Annotated in this window: 17 protein-coding genes and 2 pseudogenes; 14 read left to right on the plus strand and 5 right to left on the minus strand. The window is 60.1% G+C overall.

The window, feature by feature from the left end:
• Positions 1-12: 12 nt before the first annotated feature.
• Both ACG02S_RS19710 and ACG02S_RS19715 read right to left on the minus strand, forming a co-directional pair.
• Positions 13-891 carry an RNA ligase family protein gene (locus tag ACG02S_RS19710; RefSeq protein WP_394472195.1) on the minus strand — a complete coding sequence of 293 codons (879 nt, stop codon included), beginning with the start codon at positions 889-891 and terminating at the stop codon, positions 13-15.
• Between the two features lie 1,068 nt (positions 892-1,959).
• A complete protein-coding gene (locus ACG02S_RS19715; protein ID WP_394472196.1) occupies positions 1,960-2,409 on the minus strand; it encodes a hypothetical protein in 450 nt (149 codons plus the stop codon).
• 118 nt (positions 2,410-2,527) lie between these two features.
• Here ACG02S_RS19715 and ACG02S_RS19720 point away from each other — a divergent pair, with 118 nt between their 5' ends.
• From ACG02S_RS19720 to ACG02S_RS19755, 8 genes are all read left to right on the plus strand, one after another.
• On the plus strand, positions 2,528-4,162 hold the full coding sequence (locus ACG02S_RS19720; RefSeq protein WP_394472197.1) for a hypothetical protein: 1,635 nt from the start codon (positions 2,528-2,530) through the stop codon (positions 4,160-4,162).
• Between the two features lie 75 nt (positions 4,163-4,237).
• A complete protein-coding gene (locus ACG02S_RS19725) occupies positions 4,238-4,576 on the plus strand; it encodes a hypothetical protein (protein ID WP_394472198.1) in 339 nt (112 codons plus the stop codon).
• A gap of 13 nt (positions 4,577-4,589) precedes the next feature.
• A complete protein-coding gene (locus ACG02S_RS19730) occupies positions 4,590-5,393 on the plus strand; it encodes a M12 family metallopeptidase (protein ID WP_394472199.1) in 804 nt (267 codons plus the stop codon).
• Positions 5,394-5,455: 62 nt separating this feature from the next.
• Entirely contained in the window at positions 5,456-6,565 is a 1,110-nt protein-coding gene (locus ACG02S_RS19735; RefSeq protein ID WP_394472200.1) for a caspase family protein, read from the plus strand.
• Positions 6,562-7,695: a hypothetical protein gene (locus tag ACG02S_RS19740; protein ID WP_394472201.1), complete on the plus strand. Its 1,134-nt coding sequence runs from the start codon at positions 6,562-6,564 to the stop codon at positions 7,693-7,695. Before ACG02S_RS19735 ends, ACG02S_RS19740 begins: the two co-directional genes overlap by 4 nt.
• Entirely contained in the window at positions 7,688-8,374 is a 687-nt protein-coding gene (locus ACG02S_RS19745) for a YEATS-associated helix-containing protein (protein WP_394472202.1), read from the plus strand. Before ACG02S_RS19740 ends, ACG02S_RS19745 begins: the two co-directional genes overlap by 8 nt.
• 107 nt (positions 8,375-8,481) lie before the next feature.
• Complete coding sequence (locus ACG02S_RS19750; protein WP_394472203.1) at positions 8,482-9,537, plus strand: IS630 family transposase; 1,056 nt, start codon at positions 8,482-8,484, stop codon at positions 9,535-9,537.
• Between the two features lie 207 nt (positions 9,538-9,744).
• Entirely contained in the window at positions 9,745-10,713 is a 969-nt protein-coding gene (locus tag ACG02S_RS19755; RefSeq protein WP_394472204.1) for an IS5 family transposase, read from the plus strand.
• 214 nt (positions 10,714-10,927) lie between these two features.
• On the opposite strand, the gene ACG02S_RS19760 is transcribed toward ACG02S_RS19755, so the two are convergent.
• From ACG02S_RS19760 to ACG02S_RS19770, 3 genes and pseudogenes are all read right to left on the minus strand, one after another.
• On the minus strand, positions 10,928-11,110 hold the full coding sequence (locus ACG02S_RS19760) for a transposase domain-containing protein (RefSeq protein WP_394472205.1): 183 nt from the start codon (positions 11,108-11,110) through the stop codon (positions 10,928-10,930).
• Positions 11,034-11,972 (minus strand): annotated as a pseudogene (gene tnpC, locus ACG02S_RS19765) (IS66 family transposase); the annotation flags it as partial. The pseudogene tnpC and the gene ACG02S_RS19760, both read right to left, overlap by 77 nt.
• Before the next feature lie 6 nt (positions 11,973-11,978).
• Complete coding sequence (locus tag ACG02S_RS19770; protein WP_394472206.1) at positions 11,979-12,185, minus strand: hypothetical protein; 207 nt, start codon at positions 12,183-12,185, stop codon at positions 11,979-11,981.
• 200 nt (positions 12,186-12,385) lie between these two features.
• On the opposite strand from ACG02S_RS19770, the gene ACG02S_RS19775 reads away from it, so the two are divergent.
• The 6 genes and pseudogenes from ACG02S_RS19775 (at position 12,386) to ACG02S_RS19800 (ending at position 20,089) form a co-directional block, all read left to right on the plus strand.
• Complete coding sequence (locus tag ACG02S_RS19775) at positions 12,386-12,871, plus strand: hypothetical protein (RefSeq protein WP_394472207.1); 486 nt, start codon at positions 12,386-12,388, stop codon at positions 12,869-12,871.
• Positions 12,872-12,977: 106 nt separating this feature from the next.
• Positions 12,978-13,714, plus strand: a pseudogene (istB, locus tag ACG02S_RS19780) (IS21-like element helper ATPase IstB).
• Between the two features lie 130 nt (positions 13,715-13,844).
• Positions 13,845-14,333 (plus strand): hypothetical protein, encoded by a 489-nt coding sequence (locus ACG02S_RS19785; RefSeq protein ID WP_394472208.1) that lies wholly within the window; start codon positions 13,845-13,847, stop codon positions 14,331-14,333.
• A 179-nt stretch (positions 14,334-14,512) separates the two neighbouring features.
• Positions 14,513-16,978: an RHS repeat domain-containing protein gene (locus ACG02S_RS19790; RefSeq protein ID WP_394472209.1), complete on the plus strand. Its 2,466-nt coding sequence runs from the start codon at positions 14,513-14,515 to the stop codon at positions 16,976-16,978.
• 3 nt (positions 16,979-16,981) lie between these two features.
• On the plus strand, positions 16,982-19,339 hold the full coding sequence (locus ACG02S_RS19795) for an RHS repeat domain-containing protein (RefSeq protein ID WP_394472210.1): 2,358 nt from the start codon (positions 16,982-16,984) through the stop codon (positions 19,337-19,339).
• A 12-nt stretch (positions 19,340-19,351) separates the two neighbouring features.
• A complete protein-coding gene (locus tag ACG02S_RS19800) occupies positions 19,352-20,089 on the plus strand; it encodes a DUF4240 domain-containing protein (protein ID WP_394472211.1) in 738 nt (245 codons plus the stop codon).
• Positions 20,090-20,384 lie beyond the last annotated feature (295 nt).

Below are 20,384 nucleotides of genomic sequence, written 5' to 3' on the forward strand. Positions count from 1 at the left end.
TTCTCGGATCGATCAGTCGCCTGCTACCGGCTCATCCCAGCTGGCAATGGCCACCGGCGCGTAGAGGTCGGCTTCAGGCGCAAGCCCATTGGGGATCACGGGTCGCGTGCTGTGATGCGAGCCTGAATCAAGGATGGTCTGGACGAAGTCCGGGCGCACCCACTTGTAGCGACCCAGCACCTGGCGCTCGTCTTCGACCTTGATGTACAGACCCTCGGACAGGTCCGACTTGTCGGTCTGATGCCAGGCTAGCGACAGATCCAGGGCCTGGCGGCGTACGCTGTGCTCGAAGGCGTCGCGCCAATGCGAGCTCTTCGCAAGCGACGGTCGCACCAGCGCACGCAGTGACTTGACATCGCGCGGCATCGCGCCGGCCTGCAGCACGGGGACACTGACGATGGGCGAGCCCGCAAGCATCTCGTGCCGCCGCGGCGTGCTGAGGAAAACTTGCTCGACCCGGTCGTAGATGTCGAACTCGCAGAACCAATGCGGCAAGCGGTCATAGCTGACCGAATGCTTGGCGTACAGCCATTCGCCGTACATCACGTAGCGGTCTTCGAGCAGCGCGAGCAGCCGCGATTCGTGCGAGCAAGCCCAGAGTTTGAACGGCCCGAACTGCCGCTCACGGCCGCCACCGACGAGGTAGTGGCCACGGGACTGCAACAGCATCTCGCCACCGGTGGTGAACGAGATGCCGACGTTGGCGCCGTCGAGCTTCTCTTCGACAACGGCATGACAGCCTTCCAGGGTCGCGAGGCGGACGTGCTCGTGACCTTCGTCGCCAGGTTGCAGGCGCGAGCCTTCGATGTGCGGAGTCCTGGGGTACTTCAGGATCTCCAGGGATTGGATTTGAGAGTCGACGGATGGCGTCGACCCGATGTGCGCAGACATGGTCGTATCCTGGTTCGATGGAACGAACCGACGACTAGCGTGCGCGTTGCTTGGCGGGCTAGGCGTCCGCCGCCGGCATGGCGTGGGCGGGCGGGACGCGGAGAACGGCTGCAGCGGCCGAGCTCATGGCGAGCATGAGACGGATGGCGGTCGACGGCTTAAATGGCGGCGATGCAGCAGGACACGATTAGCTCCGTAAGGCTGGAGGTGCATGAAGGACGCGCAGTCTATGTACGACACCCCGGCGAAGCAAGTCGGAGCGTCTCGCCGTGACAACGCGGCTGACCACCCGTGTCGGCGATGACCGGATGAGGCTGGCTGCGGCCGGTCAGTCGAGTGGCTGCAAAGTGCCCAAAGCGGTAGGTCAAGATCGACAACGCAAAACTGGACCGCCGCGATCTCTGCCGCTGGCCGCACGAGGACGTACTCGCGCTTCCTTGCATCAAGCAGTCGCTGGGCCTGGCGGCAAGCTTTGCACTGACCGGGGACTGAGCGAAGTTCTGCAACTGCAGGAAATCGCGGGCCTGCCGCTTCCATGACCGCACCTCGACTGCTCGGGCTCACGGTGCCGCCGAGTAAGTGGGTTCACGGCTGCGCCAGGAACCTAAGCTTCGATTCGCCGTGCTCGCGGACCAAGGTCATCCTTAGGCGGCGCCAAAGGAGCCGGCATCGCCCGTCACACGATCCGCGACCACGCCAAGCGCCTCGCGGCACAGGCGGATCCCCCGCAGGATTCAACAGAGGCGAGGTCACGGAGTCAAAGCACCTTCCTAGGTAGATGCAGCAGGTGGCACCGCAGCGTAGGCAACGTGGCGGCCGGGTGGGAAAGCTCTTCAAAATGGAGCCGCCGATTGGCGAGCCGATGGGCTCTCAGGGTGAACGTTCTGGGCAAGCGAGATCAGTTCCATCTTCGGTGAGAAGAGTTCCACCTTGAGTGAGAACCGACTGTCGGTTTGCGTTCAACCCAAAACTGAAAACCGGCTCTGATCAACAACTTGGCTCTGGGCGGGTCAGCCGGCTTTGAACCCGTGTCTCACTCAAGTCTGAACTATCGGTTTTTTGTTTCATTCAACTTTGAACTTTCGGCACCGGCAACGCGGCCACCAGAGGACACGGCGCTGGCCGACGCGGGAGCCACATCGACACGCCGGCCGACGCGAGCCAGGGGCCGATGGTGTCGGCGTACGCAATACCGCGCTCGTTCAGCGCCAGCAGCCTCCCGTCGTCATCCGCCAGCTCGAGGGCCGCCAGCTCCCGCAGTTGCGGCAGATCGTCGAGGGCTGCGCTGCCGAACCGGCGTGCATAGGCTTCGTGAGACAGGCCCGGCTCGGTGAGCAGCGACTGGATGAAGAAGCGGCGCCGCTGCTCCTCGCCGTCCAACTCGAAGCCATGAGTCGCGTGGGCGAATTGCGCGTCGTCCTGTGCGATGAAGTCCTCGACGAGGTCGCGCGTCGCTGCGCGGGCTACGGCATAGCCGGTGGACCAGTGCAGCGTCCGGGTATAGGTGCCCGCAAGCACGGACTGAGCCATTCCTACGCTGGCGTACGGCAATCTGAGCCTGAACTCTCCTCAGTTTTTGGGATGCAAACGTCGATTTCGGTCTCCAGAATCGCCGCTCTTTGAACTGGACGCACGCATGCAACTGCTCGGAATTGAAATGAACCGTCGCTTGCGCGCGACGAGCGTCGGGAGCGTCGTTGCCGCCCTTTGCTCTGGATGCACGACTTTGGAGGTGAGTCGACTAGAAACCACCAGCATGGCCGAAGAGCGAGAAGGCATCGCCTACTACCTTCCCCTCAAGCAGTTGGTAATCGACGCAAGCTTCGAAATAACACAGTGCCGCGACGGTGGTAGTGCGCCGGGGCTGCTATACGCCGTGAGCGCAAAGGTTTCTGAGAAACAAGTGCCCGACCTGTCGCAGCGCTACATCGTTTCGTACAAGTCTCTCTCGGCGCTCACCAAGACGACAGATCTCACCATTTCCACTTCGGAGGAAGGTCTGCTGGTCTCAGTCAATGCCAGTGCGGCAGATCAGACGGGCCCAATCCTCTCGAGCCTGGCAAGCACCGCGTTCTCCGTCGCCAGGGGATTGGCGTTGGGCCAGCTACCGTCGATGGATGCAGCTTCCGGCAACACCCCGCCGAATCACTGTAATGAATTCCAACCGCGCATTGCCGCAGTGGAGAAAGCGCGAGCTGCGTTGAAAAGTGCCGTGGTCAAGGATGAGGAGCGGCAGGTCGCGGCTGGTGCCCGCACCAAGGCGGCGGCCGCGTTAAAAGTGGCCGAAAGCAAGCTGAAGGAAGCCGAGGAGGCCAAGGAGCCTATCGCCATTGCAGATGCCCGCGTCGAGGTTCGCAAGACGCGTGCGGCCTTCGAGGTGTCACAGCAGACCCTGGCGGGCCTTGGCCCGCTTGAAACGGGCACCAAGACAAACGAGCTTGCCGAAGCCAGGCAGGCGTTGTCCGTGACACGAACGCTTCTGTGGACTCCCGATCCGACGGAATTCGAAGCGGAGAAGCCCGCGCCCTTGCGAATTTCTCCTTCAGCGCAGGCGCTTCAAGCCCTGGGCTTCTCCCAAGAGGCGGCTAAGTTCGCCAAAGACGCCATGCATTCCGAAGTTGCACTGACGCCCCCACTGGGAGTGCTCGGGAAGGACAACGGCCGTGACCCGCTAAAGAAGGGGGGCATCGTGTATCGACAACCGGCGCACGTACTCCTGCGTGTATGTCCCTCCGCGTGCGAAGAACTGCAGAACGGCGCTGTCCTTGAAGAAAATCTAGCCTACGTTGGCGTCCACGCGCTGCCTCAGCTTGGCGCGAGAGCCAGCTTGCCGCTTTCCAACTGGGTTTTCGAGGACAACTCGCTCAATGTCAGCTTCGGCGAGTCAGGCCAGCCCAAGGTAGTCTCATTCAAGAGCAAGTCGTCGGCCGAGCGCGCAGCATCGTCTGCCAAGGAGATCGGCGATGGCTATCTCGCATTCGTCAAGGGCCGCGAGACAGACCGGCTTGACTTCTTGAAGGGCCGCCGCACGGACGAGGAGGCCCAGCTGTCCCTCGAGAGTAAGCGTCGCGACTCGCAGCTGGACGTGCTTTCGGATCGCCTAGACACTCTGAAGAAGCTTGAGGCGCAAGAAGCGCAGCGCTCAGGTGTCGCCACGCGCAACCAGCTTACCGAAGATGCGCTTGAGGCGCGCAAGCGTCAGCTGCTGCTGCTCGTGCAGATCAAGGAGCAGGAGAACAAGCTCAAGGCGCTGAACACGACACCGGAGTAGGCGCCGTGGAGCAGTGCACTGGAATGGCTGGTATCGATGGCGGAGGCGTTCAACGCGTTACCAACCCTGCAACGAATGAAACCCGTATCGGGAGTGCTGCTGCTTCGAGGACCGATGCCGGGCGGCGTGGTTCATGTCCGGGTTTGCCTTCGCGATGCTCCGATGGCGGATGGACCGTCCGAGGAAGTGGCGGTGCAAGAGTTTTGTCTGCAAGGTCCTATTCCGCGACACATCCCGTTTTTGCTCAGGCCCGACGCCAGTCCTGCGCCGCGCAGCCGTTGGTTGTTCGATGCCACCGTCAGCAGCCGCCCGGGTGGGCAACTGTCCAAGGGCGACTTTGTGCTCACCCGTGCCATCGAATTCCGGCCGGAGATGGTGTCCGGCATCAACCTTCCCCTTGACCTCATCCTCTGAACGGAGTCCTCTCATGAGTGAAGCAGATGGATTGCACAGCACGGACTACCGACTCGGCTTCCACAAGCCTATCGGAAGCGCATGGCAGCCGGTCATCTACAGCGCCGTAAACATCAATGGCACGCGCTACGCCGTACTTGAAGGTTGCATCCTGATCGGCACTGTCGAGGAGCAGGACAAGCTCGTCGATCGGATCCGTCAGCAATCGAACTCAGAGGTATTTACAGACCCAGACTTCGTCATGCAGGGCGGTGCCATCAAAGGAGGCAGCTACCGCTGGCCGAATGGTCGCGTGCCCTATGTGATCTCTGGATCGCTGCTCAATAAGCAGCGCATCGAGGATGCGATCAGCCATTGGAATGGCCTGGCAACAAAGATTCGTCTGGTTGCGCGTACCAACGAAAAGGACTGGGTTGAGTTCGTTCCAGGGCCCGGGTGTGCGTCCTATGTCGGTCGAAGAGGCGGTCGTCAAGAGATCGTCATCGGCGATGCGTGCAGCGCCGGGAACGTCATGCATGAGATAGGGCACTGCGTGGGGTTCTATCACGAGCAAAGCCGCAGCGATCGCGATCAGCACGTACAGATCGAGTGGGCAAACGTCAACCCGACGATGCGGCACAACTTCAACCAGGAAAATAGCGTGAACCTGGGTGCATACGACTTTGGCTCGATCATGCACTACCCAGCGACCGCATTCTCGGTCAATGGTCAGCCGACCATCGTGCCGCGTCAACCGTTGCCACCGGGAATCAACATGGGGCAGCGGAACGGTCTCAGCTCAGGGGACGTCGCCGCAGTTCAGCAACTCTATCCCTAGCCGGCGCAATGGCACTCCTCGTCGATAACCGTGCGGCTCCTGGTGGCGTTGCAACTCCGGGCGTGCATGCCTTGGTTGTCGGCGTGAGTGACTACGCGCACCTGCCCAGACACGACGACCCACCGGATCCCGCGACCTGGAATCTCTGCTCGATTGGGGCTACGTCACTCAGTGCGGCACGAATCGCAACTTGGCTATCGGGCACGGCACTCGTCCATCAGCTGAAGACGCTACGTGTGCTGCTGTCGCCGACGGACGTTGAAACGGCAGGAGTTCCAGCGTGGGCAGCCGGTGCCGGCGTGCCGACACGAGCAAACTTGGCACGGGCGTTGTGGGACTGGCATCAGGACTGCCAAGACGACCCGCAGAGCGTGGCGCTCTTCTACTACGCGGGGCATGGCTTCAGTCGTGGTCGCGGCGACGTCAACCTGCTGCTCTCTTGCTCGGATCTGTTCGCGCCTGGCGGCCCGAGGCTGTCCAACACCATTGCAGCTTCAAACGTCTTCTTTGGCATGGCGCCTCAGACGGCGGGGGACCGAATCGCGCGTCAGCAGTTCTTCTTCTTCGACTGCTGTCGCAGCTATCCGGAAGAGATGAAGGCATTCGATGACCGGACCGTGGCTCCTGCACTCGATGTCCTTTTGACGGAGGGAGTTCCGGACAACCGCAGCTACGGTCGTTGGTTTGCTGCGCCGGACAATCAGGCCGCCTACGCGTCCATTGGCCAAGGTACGCGTTTCGAAAAGGCGGTGTCGGACGCCTTCTTGCGTGCAGGCCGCAAGAAGTTGGTCACCGGTTGGCAGCTCGATGCGGAGTCCATTACCGCGAGACTAAATGCCCGCTATGCGACTCTTCCTGGGCAGATGATGGTTCCCGACGCTTCATCTCCAGGACCTGTCCTGCGTCGCATGCCTGCCGCGCCCGATGTCGACTTGGAAGTCATTCTGGATCCAACGGCATCGGCCGCAGGACGAGAAGTGGGGTTTCAACACGCCGCTATGGGCTTCGTGCCAGGCACTCTAGCGGCGCCAGGGCGACACACCATCATGTTGCGGCCGGGTGAATATGACGTCAAGGTTCGAGGGCCAGGCATGCAGTGGACGGCAGTATTGGAAGGGCAGATCGTGCTTCCGGATGTTGAGAATCCATGGATCCTGAGGGGGTGGCCATGAGCGACGTGCTTGTCCGCGTCTGGCCACCAGTTCATGGTGGCCCCAAGGCCATCAAAGTCAGGGTTCACACCAGCGATTTCGCAGTCGTTGGCGAAGGGCCTGCGGGATGGCCCATGCAGGTCCCTCAGGGCGAGGGGTATGTCGCGAGTGCCATTGATGGCAGTGGGCGTGCCATCGGTCAGCCGATCCGTTTCGACGTTGGGGCGCTCGACAGCGAACTTGACCTCAAGCTTCAACCGAACGAGCCATCGATCAAGGGGCGGAACCTGCTGCAGGAGGCTGCTTTGCCGGTGGTTGTCGCGGGGGGTCAGTCTCGCTTGGCCCAGTTCGACGCCCCATCGGCGGTTGCTCCCGCCTTCCACTATGTGCGCATCCTGAGGCGGCGTGCGCGACCAAAAGAGGTCGTTGATAGTGAAGATTTTCGAGAGATGTTTGCTATAGAGCGTCTGGCGTCGAATCTTCCCCCATTCCTTCCTTCCCCAGAATCCATCAGCGCATTCGGCATCCTGTTTGCGGGGCCGAAGTGGAGCAGCCGGCTCGCTCTTGTGCCGGCTGACTATTTCAATGGGCGCTTTGAGATGCCGAACATCCATTGGTCAGAGACGCATACGACGGGCGTCTATCTGCCGTACTTCGAGTTTACTGATCCTGACCTCAACCTTCTTGTCGGCAGCCTACGGCCTGATCAACGGGTGCCTACTTCAGCGACCTCGGCGCTGTCTTCCACAAGCAGTGCACTTATGCCGCAGCAGGTCGGTCTAGGTCGCGTGATCGCCGCGCTCAGCGCGCTGGACGATCCGAAGCGCTGGGAAGAACTGGACTGTGAGACAAACGTTTGGGCGGATAGTCTCAGGTGGATTCCTGATGCCCAGGTCGTGCGAGCTGAATTGCTGGCCCGTCTCGGCCGTCATTCAAGCGCGCGAGCGGTACTTCGCAAGATTGCCTTCAGGACATTGCCCTGGACACGCGCGGCTCTCGCGCTGTTGGCTTCAAGGCTTTCCTTCTACGACAGAAAGGAAGCTGATTCGCTCACGTGGCGCTATCGCAAGATCTGGTATCAGAACCTTCTGGGTCAGTCGCATCCATCGTGCGGATTCTGTGTGTTCCAGCTTGGAAACCGTCATGACTGACGAAATTGCAGCCTTGATCCCGTTGTTCCTCATTGCAGGGGTCATGCTCATTTCGGGAGCGCTTGGAGGACTTGCCAACTATTTCACCGCCGATACGGACACAGAAAAGCCGCTCAACGCATGGCAGCATGTCTTCGTCGGAATTGTTGCGGCTTTCATCGTTCCGCTGCTGTTGAACCTCGCATCGGGCGACCTGATCGACAAAATCCGCGGCGCTGCAGCGGGATCGAAACCAGACTATTCCAAGCTGTTTGTTCTAGCTGGCTTCTGCCTTGTGGCCGCCGCCTCATCCCGAGCCTTCATTCGCAGTGTCTCCCAACGTGTTCTTGACAGTGCGCGCGAAGCTGCCCGCGAGGCGCAACAAGCCAGGGAAGATGCATTTGCGGCTCGTGCGGCTGTAGAGCCATTGATTGAGGCACCCGAAGCGATTGGAGGCGGGGGGCAGCGCGGAATGATGGGGGATGCAGATCAAGAGCTGTCGTTGGACCAGCAGAAGGTCATGGAGGCCATGATTCAGTCTCGCTTCACGGTTCGCTCCATATCCGGCATTACGTCCGAAACTGGACTACCCATTGATGCAGCCCTTGCCGCGGTGGATGGCCTTTGTGTTGCGGGTCGGTTGCGCAAATGGCCTGGGCTGGGTGTTTCGCTGAACGGTGGCTACTTGACTAGACGCTAGCGTGACGTGCGGGTGGGCTCACACGCAAGCTGACCGCTCGGTGAAGAACGAGACGACCATCCAGACTAGTCCACTGAGTCATTGAAATTGGCTGTGTATGCTCCACAATGGAGAGCATGCACAGAATGACATTGACGGCCGACGAACGCGGCGAGCTGGAAGGGGTGATCCGCAAGCGCAGCGGGAGCGCGGCGCTCGCGCGTCGTGCGCGCTGTGTCCTGCTGTGGGCCGACGGTGAGCGCAGGGTGGACATCCGCGCCAAACTGGCGTGCAACGATGCCTTTGTCACGCGCTGGACCAAGGCGTTCGAGTTTCAAGGCCTGGCCGGACTGGTGTCGCTGCACCCGGGCCGGGCGCCGGTGCAGCCGGTGGCCAAGTTGGAAGCCCGAGTGCTCAACAAGACGCTCAAGCACAAGCCCAAGGACGGCTCGACGCACTGGAGCAGCCGCAAGCTCGCGGCTGAACTCGGCGACGTTTCGTTCTCCGCCGTGCAGCGCATCTGGCGCAAGCACGGTCTGCAGCCGCACCGGCTGGAGCGCCATCTCATCTCTAACGACCCTGACTTCGAGGCCAAGGCTGCTGACGTGATCGGCCTGTACCTGAATCCGCCTGCGCACGCCGCCGTGTTCTGCGTGGACGAGAAGACAGCCATCCAGGCACTCGATCGCAAGGACCGCATGCTGCCGCTGTCGCCTGGCCGCGCCGAGAGCCACGGGTTCGAGTACAAGCGCAACGGCACGCTCAGCCTGTTTGCGGCGTTGAACACAGCCACCGGCGAAGTGCTGGGCATGACCGCCCCACGCCATACGAGCGAGCAGTTCGTCGGCTTCCTGGGGGATGTCGTCGACAGCCAGCCACTGGGCCGGGAAATTCACGTCATCTGCGACAACGTCAGCAGCCACAAGACCGGCCTTGTCGACGCGTTTCTGGCCACGCACACAAACGTGCAGATCCACTACACGCCCACCTACTCGTCATGGCTCAACCAGGTCGAGAACTGGTTTTCGCGCATTCAGCGCGACGTGATCAGCCGCGGCGTTTTCACCTCGGTCAAGGACCTGGACAAGAAGCTCATGCGCTACATCCGCCAGCACAACAAGGACCCCAAACCGCTGAAGTGGAAGTACGACAACCCCAAGCGCCGACACCACCAATTCTTCTGATTCAGTGGACTAGCAGCGCTAAACCGTATACGCCATTCATGTCGGAACAACGTAAGCGATGGGATGGACGCGCCCGCCGAACTCTCCCACGGCGTAAGGGCGCGGCAAACACACCTTGACGGTTGCCGCCTAGGGCTACGCTGATTAAGGTCCGTCTTCCGGGTTGATCTGGTGGCAAGGCAGGCGCCGCGTCGGGATGATGCTCGCATGAAGCAAGCAACCCTCGCAGCAGCAGCCGATCAGGGCGCGGAGTTCGAGCGATTTCGCAGGCCGACCCGGCGCGACGTGTTCCTGCAGACGATGGACACCATCGTGCCGTGGGGGGAGCTGTGCGAAGTCATCGAGCCACACTACCCGAAGGCCGGCAAGGGGCGACCGCCTATCGGGCTGGAGCGCATGCTGCGCATGTACTTCGTGCAGCACTGGTTCAACCTGGCCGATGAGGCGTGCGAGGAAGCGCTGTTGGACAGCACGGCGCTGCGCCGCTTTGTGGGCATCGATCTGGGCCGCGAGCGTGTTCCCGACGGCACAACCTTGCTGAAGTTCCGCCGCCTGCTCGAAGACGACAAGCACAAGCTGGGCGCGGCCCTGTTCGCCAAGGTCGGTGAAGTGCTGCAGGGCAAGGGCATGAAGATCGGCACTGGCACCATCGTGGATGCCACCATCATCTCGGCGCCGAGCTCCACCAAGAACGACAAGGGCGAGCGCGATCCCGAGATGCACCAGGCCAAGAAGGGTCAGCAGTACTTCTTCGGGATGAAGCTGCACATCGGCGTGGACAGCGAGACGGGCCTTGCGCACAGCGCTGTGGTGACCGCAGCCAACGTTCACGACAAGCACCCGCTGCCCGAACTGCTGCACGGCCAGGAGCTGGAAGTCTTTGGCGACAGTGCCTACGCCTCGCAGCAGGCGTTGATTGCAGCCAAGGCACCGAAGGCCAAGGACCGAACGAACCAGAGGGTCAGGGGCACAGGGCACTTCGCCGACTTGGAGCGCATCGTCAACCGCATCAAGTCCAAAACGCGATCGCGGGTGGAGCACGTGTTTGCAGTCGTGAAGCGCCAGTTCGGCTTCGCGAAGGTTCGCTACAAAGGGTTGGCCAAGAATGCCACGCGAGCCTTTGTAGCGCTGGGCTTGGCCAATATCTACTTGGCGCGCAAGCGCCTGGTGGCATAAGTGCGTCAGCAGTGGGCGCACGGCGCGCCTGCTGCCTCAAAAGGGCCGAAAAAATCGGCATGTGCGGGCCAAAACGACGTCAGTTCGAGCACGTCAGCCGTCGGCATGACGGAGCGTCGAAATCGCCGGCTTATTCAGCGTAGCCCTAGAGAGCGATGGAGCTGCCCAGCCCCTGACACCGGGGATGGGAATCGGCGTCCAGCGGCGAAGAGACTCAGCTCGGGGACCTACGGTGGGGCAACAGCTCGTCGATGCGGCTGGCCGGGTGAGTTGGCAGGCGATCCAGCACGTCCTTGCAGTAGGCGCGGGTCGTCGCTTGTGAGCCGCTCGGCCTGGCGCTCGATGCGGAACAGGGTTTGGTAGAGGCGCAGTGCTTGCTCGCCGACCTGGCTGCCATGTTTGGCCCAGAGCTCGTGGAACTTCCTGCGGCTGTGGGCCATGCATTGCGCTGAGGTCACGCCCTTTTCGACGCAGCACGAGTAGCCACTGAAGCCGTCGGGGACAAGCGTGCCTTGCCAGGCGTTGGGCGTGTCCAGGCGCAGGAAGTCTCGGAGGTTCTCGCCACTGCGGGTCTCGCTGAACTCGAACACCACCGCCTTGACCGGGTTGGTGCTCGGCGTGCCGTACGACCAGATATAGGACTTGTGGGTCTTGCCATCTCGTTGTCCGGCGGGCTTGAGCATCGCCACCGGCGTCTCGTCGGCGTGCAGCACCATGTGACGCCGGAGTTCGTCGGCCAGGGCCTGCACCAGCGGCTGCAGCTGCGCGCCGCAGGCGCGCACCCACTCCGCCAGCGTCGAGCGGGCGATCACGTGGCCGGCCCGCGCGAACACTGCCTCCTGCCGGTACAGGGGCAAGTGATCCATGAACTTGGCCACCAGCACGTGGGCCAGCAGGCCGGTCGTCGGGATGCCCTTGTCGATCACGTGTGCGGGCACCGGCGCCTGCACGATGCGCTCGCAGCACTTGCAGACCCACTTGCCGCGCACATGGCGCTCGACCGTGAACACGCCGGGCTGGTAGTCCAGCTTCTCGGACACGTCTTCGCCGATGCGCTGCATGGCCTGGCCGCAATTCGGTGTCGCGCAGCTCGTGTCCGTCGGCTCGTGCGGCACGTCGCGACGCGGCAGGTGGGCGGGGAGCTGGGCGCGCTTGGGTTGCTGCTTCTCGTCCTCGTCCTTCTTGTCGCTCTTCTTGCGATGCCGCTGCAGCTCGCCGTCGAGCTCATGGATGTCGGTGCCCAGCGTCTCATCCAGCAGGCTTCGCTATTCGGGTGAGAGGGTGCTGGCGAAGCGCTCACTGGTGGCGGCGAACTTCATCCGCTTCAGAATCGCCATCTCGTGCGTGAGCTTGTCGATGAGCGCCTGCTTGAAGGCGAGCTCGGTGTCACGCTGCTGGACCTGGGCGAGCAGCGACTGCACGGCCTGCCGCGTCTGCGGGTCCAAGGCGTCCAGTTGCTGCGCACTGATCATGGACGGCCATCGTGCCGCACCAGGGCCACCAGCGCATCGGCATATCCGGCAATTGCCCGCGCTCGGGCAGCGAGCTTCAGATCGTGCGGATGATGCCAGCCACCGTCAGCGAGATCGCGATGTATGCGGGCGACGCTGGCGTCAGGTGGCCGCAGGCGGCCATCGGCTACCACGTGGCCTACGAGGGCCACTAATACTCGGTGCCGCACCTGCACGTGGGCGCCGCCGTGGAGCTGCGCATCACCGCCGGCACGTTGGAAGTGCTGCTGCGGCGCCAGCGCATCGCGGCACACGCCCTCAGCCACCTCGTGGGTGGCTTCACCACGATGGCCGAGCACATGCCGGCGTCGCACCGCGCGCACCGGCAATGGACCCCGGCCAAGCTCATCGGCTGGGGCGAGCGCATCGGTGCCGCCACCGCTGGCGTCGTGCGCTGGCAGATGGAGCACCGCACCCACCCCGAGCAGGGCTACCGCGCTTGCCTGGGCCTGATGCGCTTGGCGCGCGAGTACGGCGACGAGCGGCTGGAGGCCGTGCAGTCCATCCGTGCGCCGCACTACCGCAGCGTCAAGTCGATCCTGGCCAGTGGCCTGAACCGACAGGGCAGCAGCTTGCTGGGCGGCGACACGGCATCCATGCCCGCCCACGACAACGTGCGCGGGCCCAGCTACTACCGACACCACTGAGGCGCTGCCGCAAGGCAAGCCCCTTGGCCTAGCCATCAAAAATTACGAACAAACAATGCTTCAACAACACACCTTGGACCAACTACGCGGCCTGCGCCTGGACGGCATGATTGCCGCGCTCAACGACACTGCGCTGCAGGCCAGCGCCGAAGCGCTGCCCTTCGAACAACGGCTGGCGCTGCTGGTACAGCGCAAGCTGGACTGGCGCGACGGCAAGCGCGTGGCGCGGCTGCTCAAGGCAGCCAAGTTCAAGGTCAGCGGCGCGTGCGTCGAGGACATGACTGGCGATCTGGCCGCGGCCTGGACCGCCACCTGGTCACGTCGCTGGCCGAGGGCGACTGGATCCGGCAAGGCCGCAACGTGCTGATCACGGGCGCCACCGGTTGCGGCAAGACTTGGCTCGGTTGCGCGCTGGCCCAGCAGGCCGCTCGCCAGGGCTTCACTGTGCTCTACACCCGCTCGACCCGGCTGCTGCTAGAGCTGCAGGTGGCGCACGGAGACGGCAGCTTCGGCCGTCGCCTGGCGCAGCTGGCGCGACTGGATTTGCTTGTCCTGGACGATCTGGCGATTGCTCCCATCACCGCGCAGGAACGCCAGGATCTGCTGGAGCTGCTGGACGACCGGGTGGGCAGCCGCAGCACGCTCATCACTAGCCAGATGCCCAGCAGCGCCTGGGCCTGGCATCAATGGCTGGGTGAGCCCACCATCGCCGACGCCATCATGGACCGGCTGATGCTCGCCTCGCACAGCATTGCGCTCAAGGGCGAGTCTCTGCGCCGGGCTCATCCCGGGCCTGACCCATGGGCCAGTTCCACGCTGATCGCGGACACCGTTCCAAACTGATGGCGGACAGTTGACCTACCATGCGGGCCGTCACTCAGGCACTCCACTCAGGGTGTCCGCGATCGCCCGGAACACTGTCCGCGATCAGCCTGGAATGGGTGTCCGCGATCAGTGGAATACGCACTTGTGCGTGGAGCTCAACGTCTACCGCGTGGCCCCGACCATCGCAGCGCTCAAGACGATCTACGACAGCGAACACATCCTGCGGCGGCACCGCGAGGTCGCACGGACCATCGCAGGCTTTGAGTCGTTTGACGACGCCACCGCTGCCGAATCGAGAAAGACCCTTGCGCTTCGCGCTGTCGACGCCTCGTCGGTCGATGAGCTTTACACCCTGGCTGAGCAATGGCTCTACGACCGCCAGCGAGTCATTCCAGGTGAACGCGATGAAGTCGAAAGTCGAAGCTGGCTTCAGTTCCTTGTGGCGCTAAAGAGCGAAGAGCGGCGCGACCATGCCGAGCTTGAACTCCGAGCGCAGCATCCCGTTGAAGCCGTAGAACACTTCGAGCAACAGGGGGCGACGGCCCAGTCCGTCTTCGTCACCGGGCCATTCTCTGCGCCTGCGGACGCGCCGTGGAGAACCGCACCCATGGAATTGCCGTCCAGGGGCCGCGATTGAGGGTCACTCTTTATTTGAGGCCACCATCCCAAGATTCTCGGTGAATATCCACCACCCTCCGTTAAACATTACGCATCAAATGAACGGACTGCAGATGGTATCAAAATATTGCCGACATCAATTTTTCCGCAGTGAGTGGTCAGATTTTCCTTCATTAAACTACGTCAGTTAGGGTTAATATGATTCTGCGTGACACAGGGGTTTGTCTGCTGCTTTTTATTGCCGGGATTTTCATGCCGACAACGGCATTTTGCGGATATTTGGTGGACCACTCATCCGGCTTTCCAAACGTCAGTTACTATTATGTCAACGGCGAAGTGGATTCCGCCTATGCAGAATGCGAAAGATTCAGGGCTGCGCACGAGCACCCTTTGGCCCCGCCTCAGTCGGAATGTAAAAACTTTCCGACCGGTGCTAATGCCACAGGATTTGCAACGCGCACATTTTGTACAACTGTAAAATTCCTGTGGGGGCAGTGGCAATGTGACCCAACAGTTGGGATAAAACATGCGGTATTTGTCGCCAACCTTTGTGCGACAGGTAGCGGCTACAGTCAAGTCGCAAATGGCTGTGTGCCAATTGTGTTGGACTGGAAGGATAGCCCGCAACACTGCCCCAAGATAGGGCAACCCATTTCCCCGCTGCAAGGTTCAAAGTATCTAAGTCAGGATCTTGGAATTTCCATTGACAATCTTGCGCTGCGCATTATTTACAACACCAGGTCGTTGCAAGCCATCACACCCTCCAACCCTTCCGAGCCTTCTGCCAATTTCAAGAATAGTATTAAAAGGGATTCAGTTCTGGGGGCGGGCTGGGGAATCAATAGTCATGCAACGATTCAATGGTCCACCCAGTCGGCGGCCATTGATAGTGGCGATGGTTACTTGCAGTTTTTTTCCGTGACATCTAGTGGTTTGAAACCATCTTTGAAAACGGACCCCACAAGTCCATGTGGGCAGTACTGCAATGAGTATATTCATCGTCCAACTGAAGGCGCATACGAGGCGTATAACGTGAGCTTAGGCGAAGAACGCTACGCAATTAGGGCGAAGGTATTTTCTAATGGACGTTCGCTAAATTATTTTTACAGTACTTCGTCAACACCTTCCAGTGTCGCTCCAGGTCCGAATCTGCTCTTAAGGGTGGTAGATACATTTGGAAGGACCATCTCATTTACGTACCAGAAGATTGGCGCCGATATAAGATTGGCGAGTATTATGGGGCCAGATGGTGGGAAAGTGTTGCTGGGCTATGACTCAACAGCTCAATTGATTTCTATAACTAGGCCAGACATGAGCGTTCGCTCATTTCTTTATGAGCAAGAAGCGTTGCCTGGTTTTTTAACTGGTGTCGTGGATGAAAATGGGGGGCGATATGCTTCTTATTCTTATGATGAGTCGACTGGGAATGCAATCTCCACAATGCTTGGGGATGGGAAGTCGAGGTTCTCTGTCGGATATCAGTCCGGTCCCAAGTGGGAGTCGTCTGATGTTTATGATCCTGCGGCATCGGTAATTCGCCGCACTATCGCGCTGAAGCCGCCGGAAGGTGTTTTGGTAACTTACCCATCAGGTCGCGTTGAGACTCCGATCAGTGCCACTGCAGATGGTGTGCTGAAATTAGGACTTCAAACTCAGGCGCCCGGCGCTGGTTGCGCTGCGAGTTCTGCTGAAAGCGGGTACGACGCTAACGGATTTCTAAGCTGGACTGAGAGTTTAAGGAAATACAGAACTTGTTTCTCTTATGACTCCGCATCAAAGCTTGAAAACATTAGAGTCGAAGGCCTGCCTAGTAATACCGATTGTTCGGGTGTACTTGCTCCAAACTCCCCTTTACCTGCTGGTGCTCGAAAGATTACTACGGAGCGAGATTCGCGTTCTGGGTTGGCGACGAGAATTTTCGAACCCAAGAAAGTTACCACTCTCGTGTATAACTCGAAGAGGGATCCACTGGGTACCCCGTACTCATATTGGTGCGCACCAACTAACGCCACCCAGCCAAACCACGACGGCATTGGGGTGCTATGCATAAAGAGAGAGCAGGTAACTCTTGATGTGGATGGACGGGCTGGGCCAGCGGCATTGCTAGACGGCGCTGCTTTGATGAGAGTTAACAATTGGACGTACAACGAGTACGGGCAGGTGCTTTCGCATAGTGACGCCCTAAACAATGCAACCACCTATACATACCATCCGAGCAATACGGAGAATTTTGCGCGGGGCGATTTGGCTACGGTAAAAAACGCACTGAATCAGGTAACCAGCTTCACCAAGTACAGCCAATCGGGTCAATGGCTAGAGATGATCGACGCCAACGGCATCACAACCACCCGCACCTTCGACTTGCGCCAGCGCTTGAGGACCACCACAACAGCGGGCCTCACCACCCAGTACGACTACTGGCCCACCGGGTTGCTCAAGACGGTCACGCTGCCAGATGCCAGCGCGGTGAACTACGGCTACGACGACGCCCACCGCCTCACCTCAGTCACCGACAACCGCGGCAACAAGATCACCTACACGCTGGACAACAGCGGCAACCGCATCGGCGAGGCCATCACCGACCCCTCGGGTCGCTTGGCCAAGACGCTCACGCGCGTCCCCGACGCGCTCAACCGCATTCAACAAGTCACCGGCAGGGAGTAACGCATGCGTCATGTCATATGGGGGCGCCGCAGTACGGGCTCGATCGCCCAGGCCGGCCTCACCGCAGTCATGCTTGTGGGCTTGGCAGCGCGCGCGCAGACCCTGCCAGCGCCACCGGTTTCTCCGGTACCGGTGGTCAACTTCGAGTACGACGCGGAGGGCAACCCCACCAAGACCATCGTTGCGCCGTCAACGCGGGCACTGACCAATCGCCATACCTACGACTCCCTGGCTCGGCGCAACACCACCACGGACGCCAAGTCCGGCATCGTTAGCTTCGGCTACGACCTTCGTGACGAGCCCACCTGGGTGAAGGATCCGCGCCAGCTCACGACCAGCTACAACCTCGATGGCTTCGGCAACCCATGGAAGCTGACCAGCCCCGACACCGGCATTGCCAACAGCACTTACGACGCCGTCGGCAACCTCAAGACGCGAACCGACTCTCGTGGCGTGCTGGCAACCCACTGGTACGACGCGCTCAACCGCATCAAACAGGTCACTTACAGCCGCTCGGGCTCAAGCAACCGCGATGTGAAGTGGACCTACGATCAGACCGGCACCAGCTTCGGAGCTGGAGTCGGTCGGCTCACGACGGCGGCCACGCCCGACGCCACTACAACGATCCGCTATGACGCGCTGGGTCGCGTGACAGCCACGGTCCAAAGCGTTGGCAGCGTTGGCATGTCGCGCAGCGTGACTTACGACTATGACCCCGCAGGAAACGTCACTGCAATCACCTATCCCTCTGGTCGTGTAATCAACTTCGGACGGGTGAACGGCCAGGTGCGGTCGATCTACAAGACGCCGCCAGTCACGCCATTCATCGACCAGATCCTAATGAATGCCGCCGGTCAGCCAGAGAGCTGGGTATGGAACTTCCCCGGCTCACCGCCGCGAGCTCATGCTCGCGTCTACGACACCAATGGGCGGCTGGTTCGGCACTCGCTGGGTCAACTGGTGCGCGACATCACCTACGACGACGCGGACCGTATCAGTCGATACACCCACTACAACGCTGCGACGGCGCAGCCAGCACCGAGTTACGACCAATCGTTCGGCTACGACGAGCTCAACCGATTGACCACTGTCACCGGCTCTACCAACTGGAGCTACGCCTATGACGCCAACGGCAACCGCACCGCGTCGACTGCCGGTGCGACTGCCCGTGGCTTGACCGTTTCGTCGAGCAGCAACCGGCTGGATGCGCTCACCAATCCGGCGCGCAGCATGGTCTACAACGCCGACGGCACCACGCTCAGCGACATCCAGTCGGGATCCTCGGCCAACTACACGGCAAGCTACAGCCTCGAAGGCCGACTCGCAGCCATGGCACAGGGCAGTACTGCCGGCGTGGAGTTCGGATACGACGCCATGGGTCGGCGGGTTTGGCGCAGCCAATGGACTGGCAGCCCCACCAATCTACGCACCGTGACGATCTATGCGTACGATTTGGACAACCATCTGATCGGCGAATACAAACCAGATGGCACGCCGATCAATGAGTACATCTGGCTTGGCGACATTCCAGTGGTCATGATCAACCTCAGTGGTGCCGAGTTCGCTGCCTATGGCATTCACACAGACCATCTAAACACCCCGCGGATGCTGCTCGAACCTGGCGGCGCTCTGCGCTGGCGATGGCTCGGTGAGCCATTTGGTGCCAGTCCGGCGGAAGAGCAGCCGACTGCTGGTCGGCCCGCTCTGAAGTTCAACTTGCGCTTCCCGGGCCAGCAGTACGAGGCGTTCGGGGGGAGGCACTACAACCACTTCCGCGACTACGACCCGACGACGGGGCGATATGTCCAAAGTGACCCGATCGGTCTTGAAGGCGGGATCAATACGTACGCATACTCATATTCAAACCCGATTAGCTACGCCGATCCGAGCGGACTGCAAGTTCCAATGTTTCCGCCAGTTCCGATTACAGCGCCGACTCTCATTCCTGGCGCAAAGGCAGCTGGAGGCGCCGGAAATGCAAATAGCGGATCCAATGCTGACGGCGGACTTGGCGGTAGCGAGGACAGAAGTCGCGGAAACGCTTGCACCCTCTATCACATAGTGGATTGTCAAGGCGAAACAATTTACGTTGGCATTACTCAACAAGATCCGAGAGCTCGGGAAGGTCAACACAGTAGCCGCATCGATGGAAAAATGAGAATCTATGAATGCGTTAATTGCAAGTTGACCTTCACACCGATCAAGCGCTACGAGAGCCGTTCATCATGTGAAAATGCTGAAACTCAACAGATTCAAGCTCTAAGGCCTTTTGCAAATGATCGAAAAAATCCGGACGGAGCGTTGGTAAGATACGAGAAGTATCGGGAATGGTTTGCTCAAAAGTGCACCCCGTGTCAGTGAGTGGAATGCAACATGAAAAACCTCAGCGCAGGCGTTGACTTTTGGAGTCTTATTGAGAAGGCGCGAATTACAGAAGACAAAGCAAGAATCGAATCGCCAAATATCGATTTGCTAAACATAGCTTTTAGCAAGCTTCCGGCGCAAGCTCGAAATGACGCGACTTGTATATTTAGGCTTCTGTTGCGGGATGCGGATCGCCAAGCCCTTTGGCAATTGTGTTCGCTAATGATCGGTCAGCCGTGCGGGGATGATTCGTTTGAGTACTTTAGGCGTTGGCTAGTTTTGCAGGGCGAATACATATATAAGCGAATTGTTTCGGAGCCGGATATCATGGCAGAGCTCTTGCGACTTGAAGGCAATAACAGTTTTGAACCTTTCGTTGAATCCGCCGGCTCAATTGATGAGGCCAATTTTCACAATGATAAAATAACCGCCGATATTCATTCCCAATGGTCCTGGACTGCTTCGTCAGCAAAAAGCATTCAACAGGCGCTACCAAACACATGGAAGTTACTAGGTGCCCGGTTTGTGTGGGACCAATTGAGCCTATCGGAAGAAGCCGTAGTGTTTGAATGCGAGGCGCAGGGGCTTGGAACTATTCGGGTGGGGGATCGGCTGCTTCACACGGCCGGTCTTGGTGCCGGTATTGTTAGGAAGATAATTCTTCCGGACGCTGCAATTGCAGAAATTGATTTTGAATCAGAAACAAAGAGCATGGTTATTTCTTCGGCATTCTTTAACCGCCGATAATTTGCGCTAGGCCGAGTCCGCCTTAAATACGGTGAGTTGAGGATCTTGCAGCAGCTCAACCGCGAAATCACATCCGGTCCGACCTCTAGTAGTGTTGATTTCCTCCGAAACCTGACCCACCTCTCACACTGATTTCCGTTCAAACCTGACCCACGTATGAACCCTAGCTGTCAAGACCCGCCTGTTTGTATACAGCGCGCTTGAACAAATGGGGCTTGGCGACCTGCCAAGCTTGAAGGGCTTGCACGGGTGAGCGGTGGTCGAGCGAGCGTTGCGGGATGTGGTGGTTGTAGGT

Source organism: Pelomonas dachongensis (assembly GCF_043555865.1).
GTDB lineage: Bacteria > Pseudomonadota > Gammaproteobacteria > Burkholderiales > Burkholderiaceae_C > Pelomonas > Pelomonas dachongensis.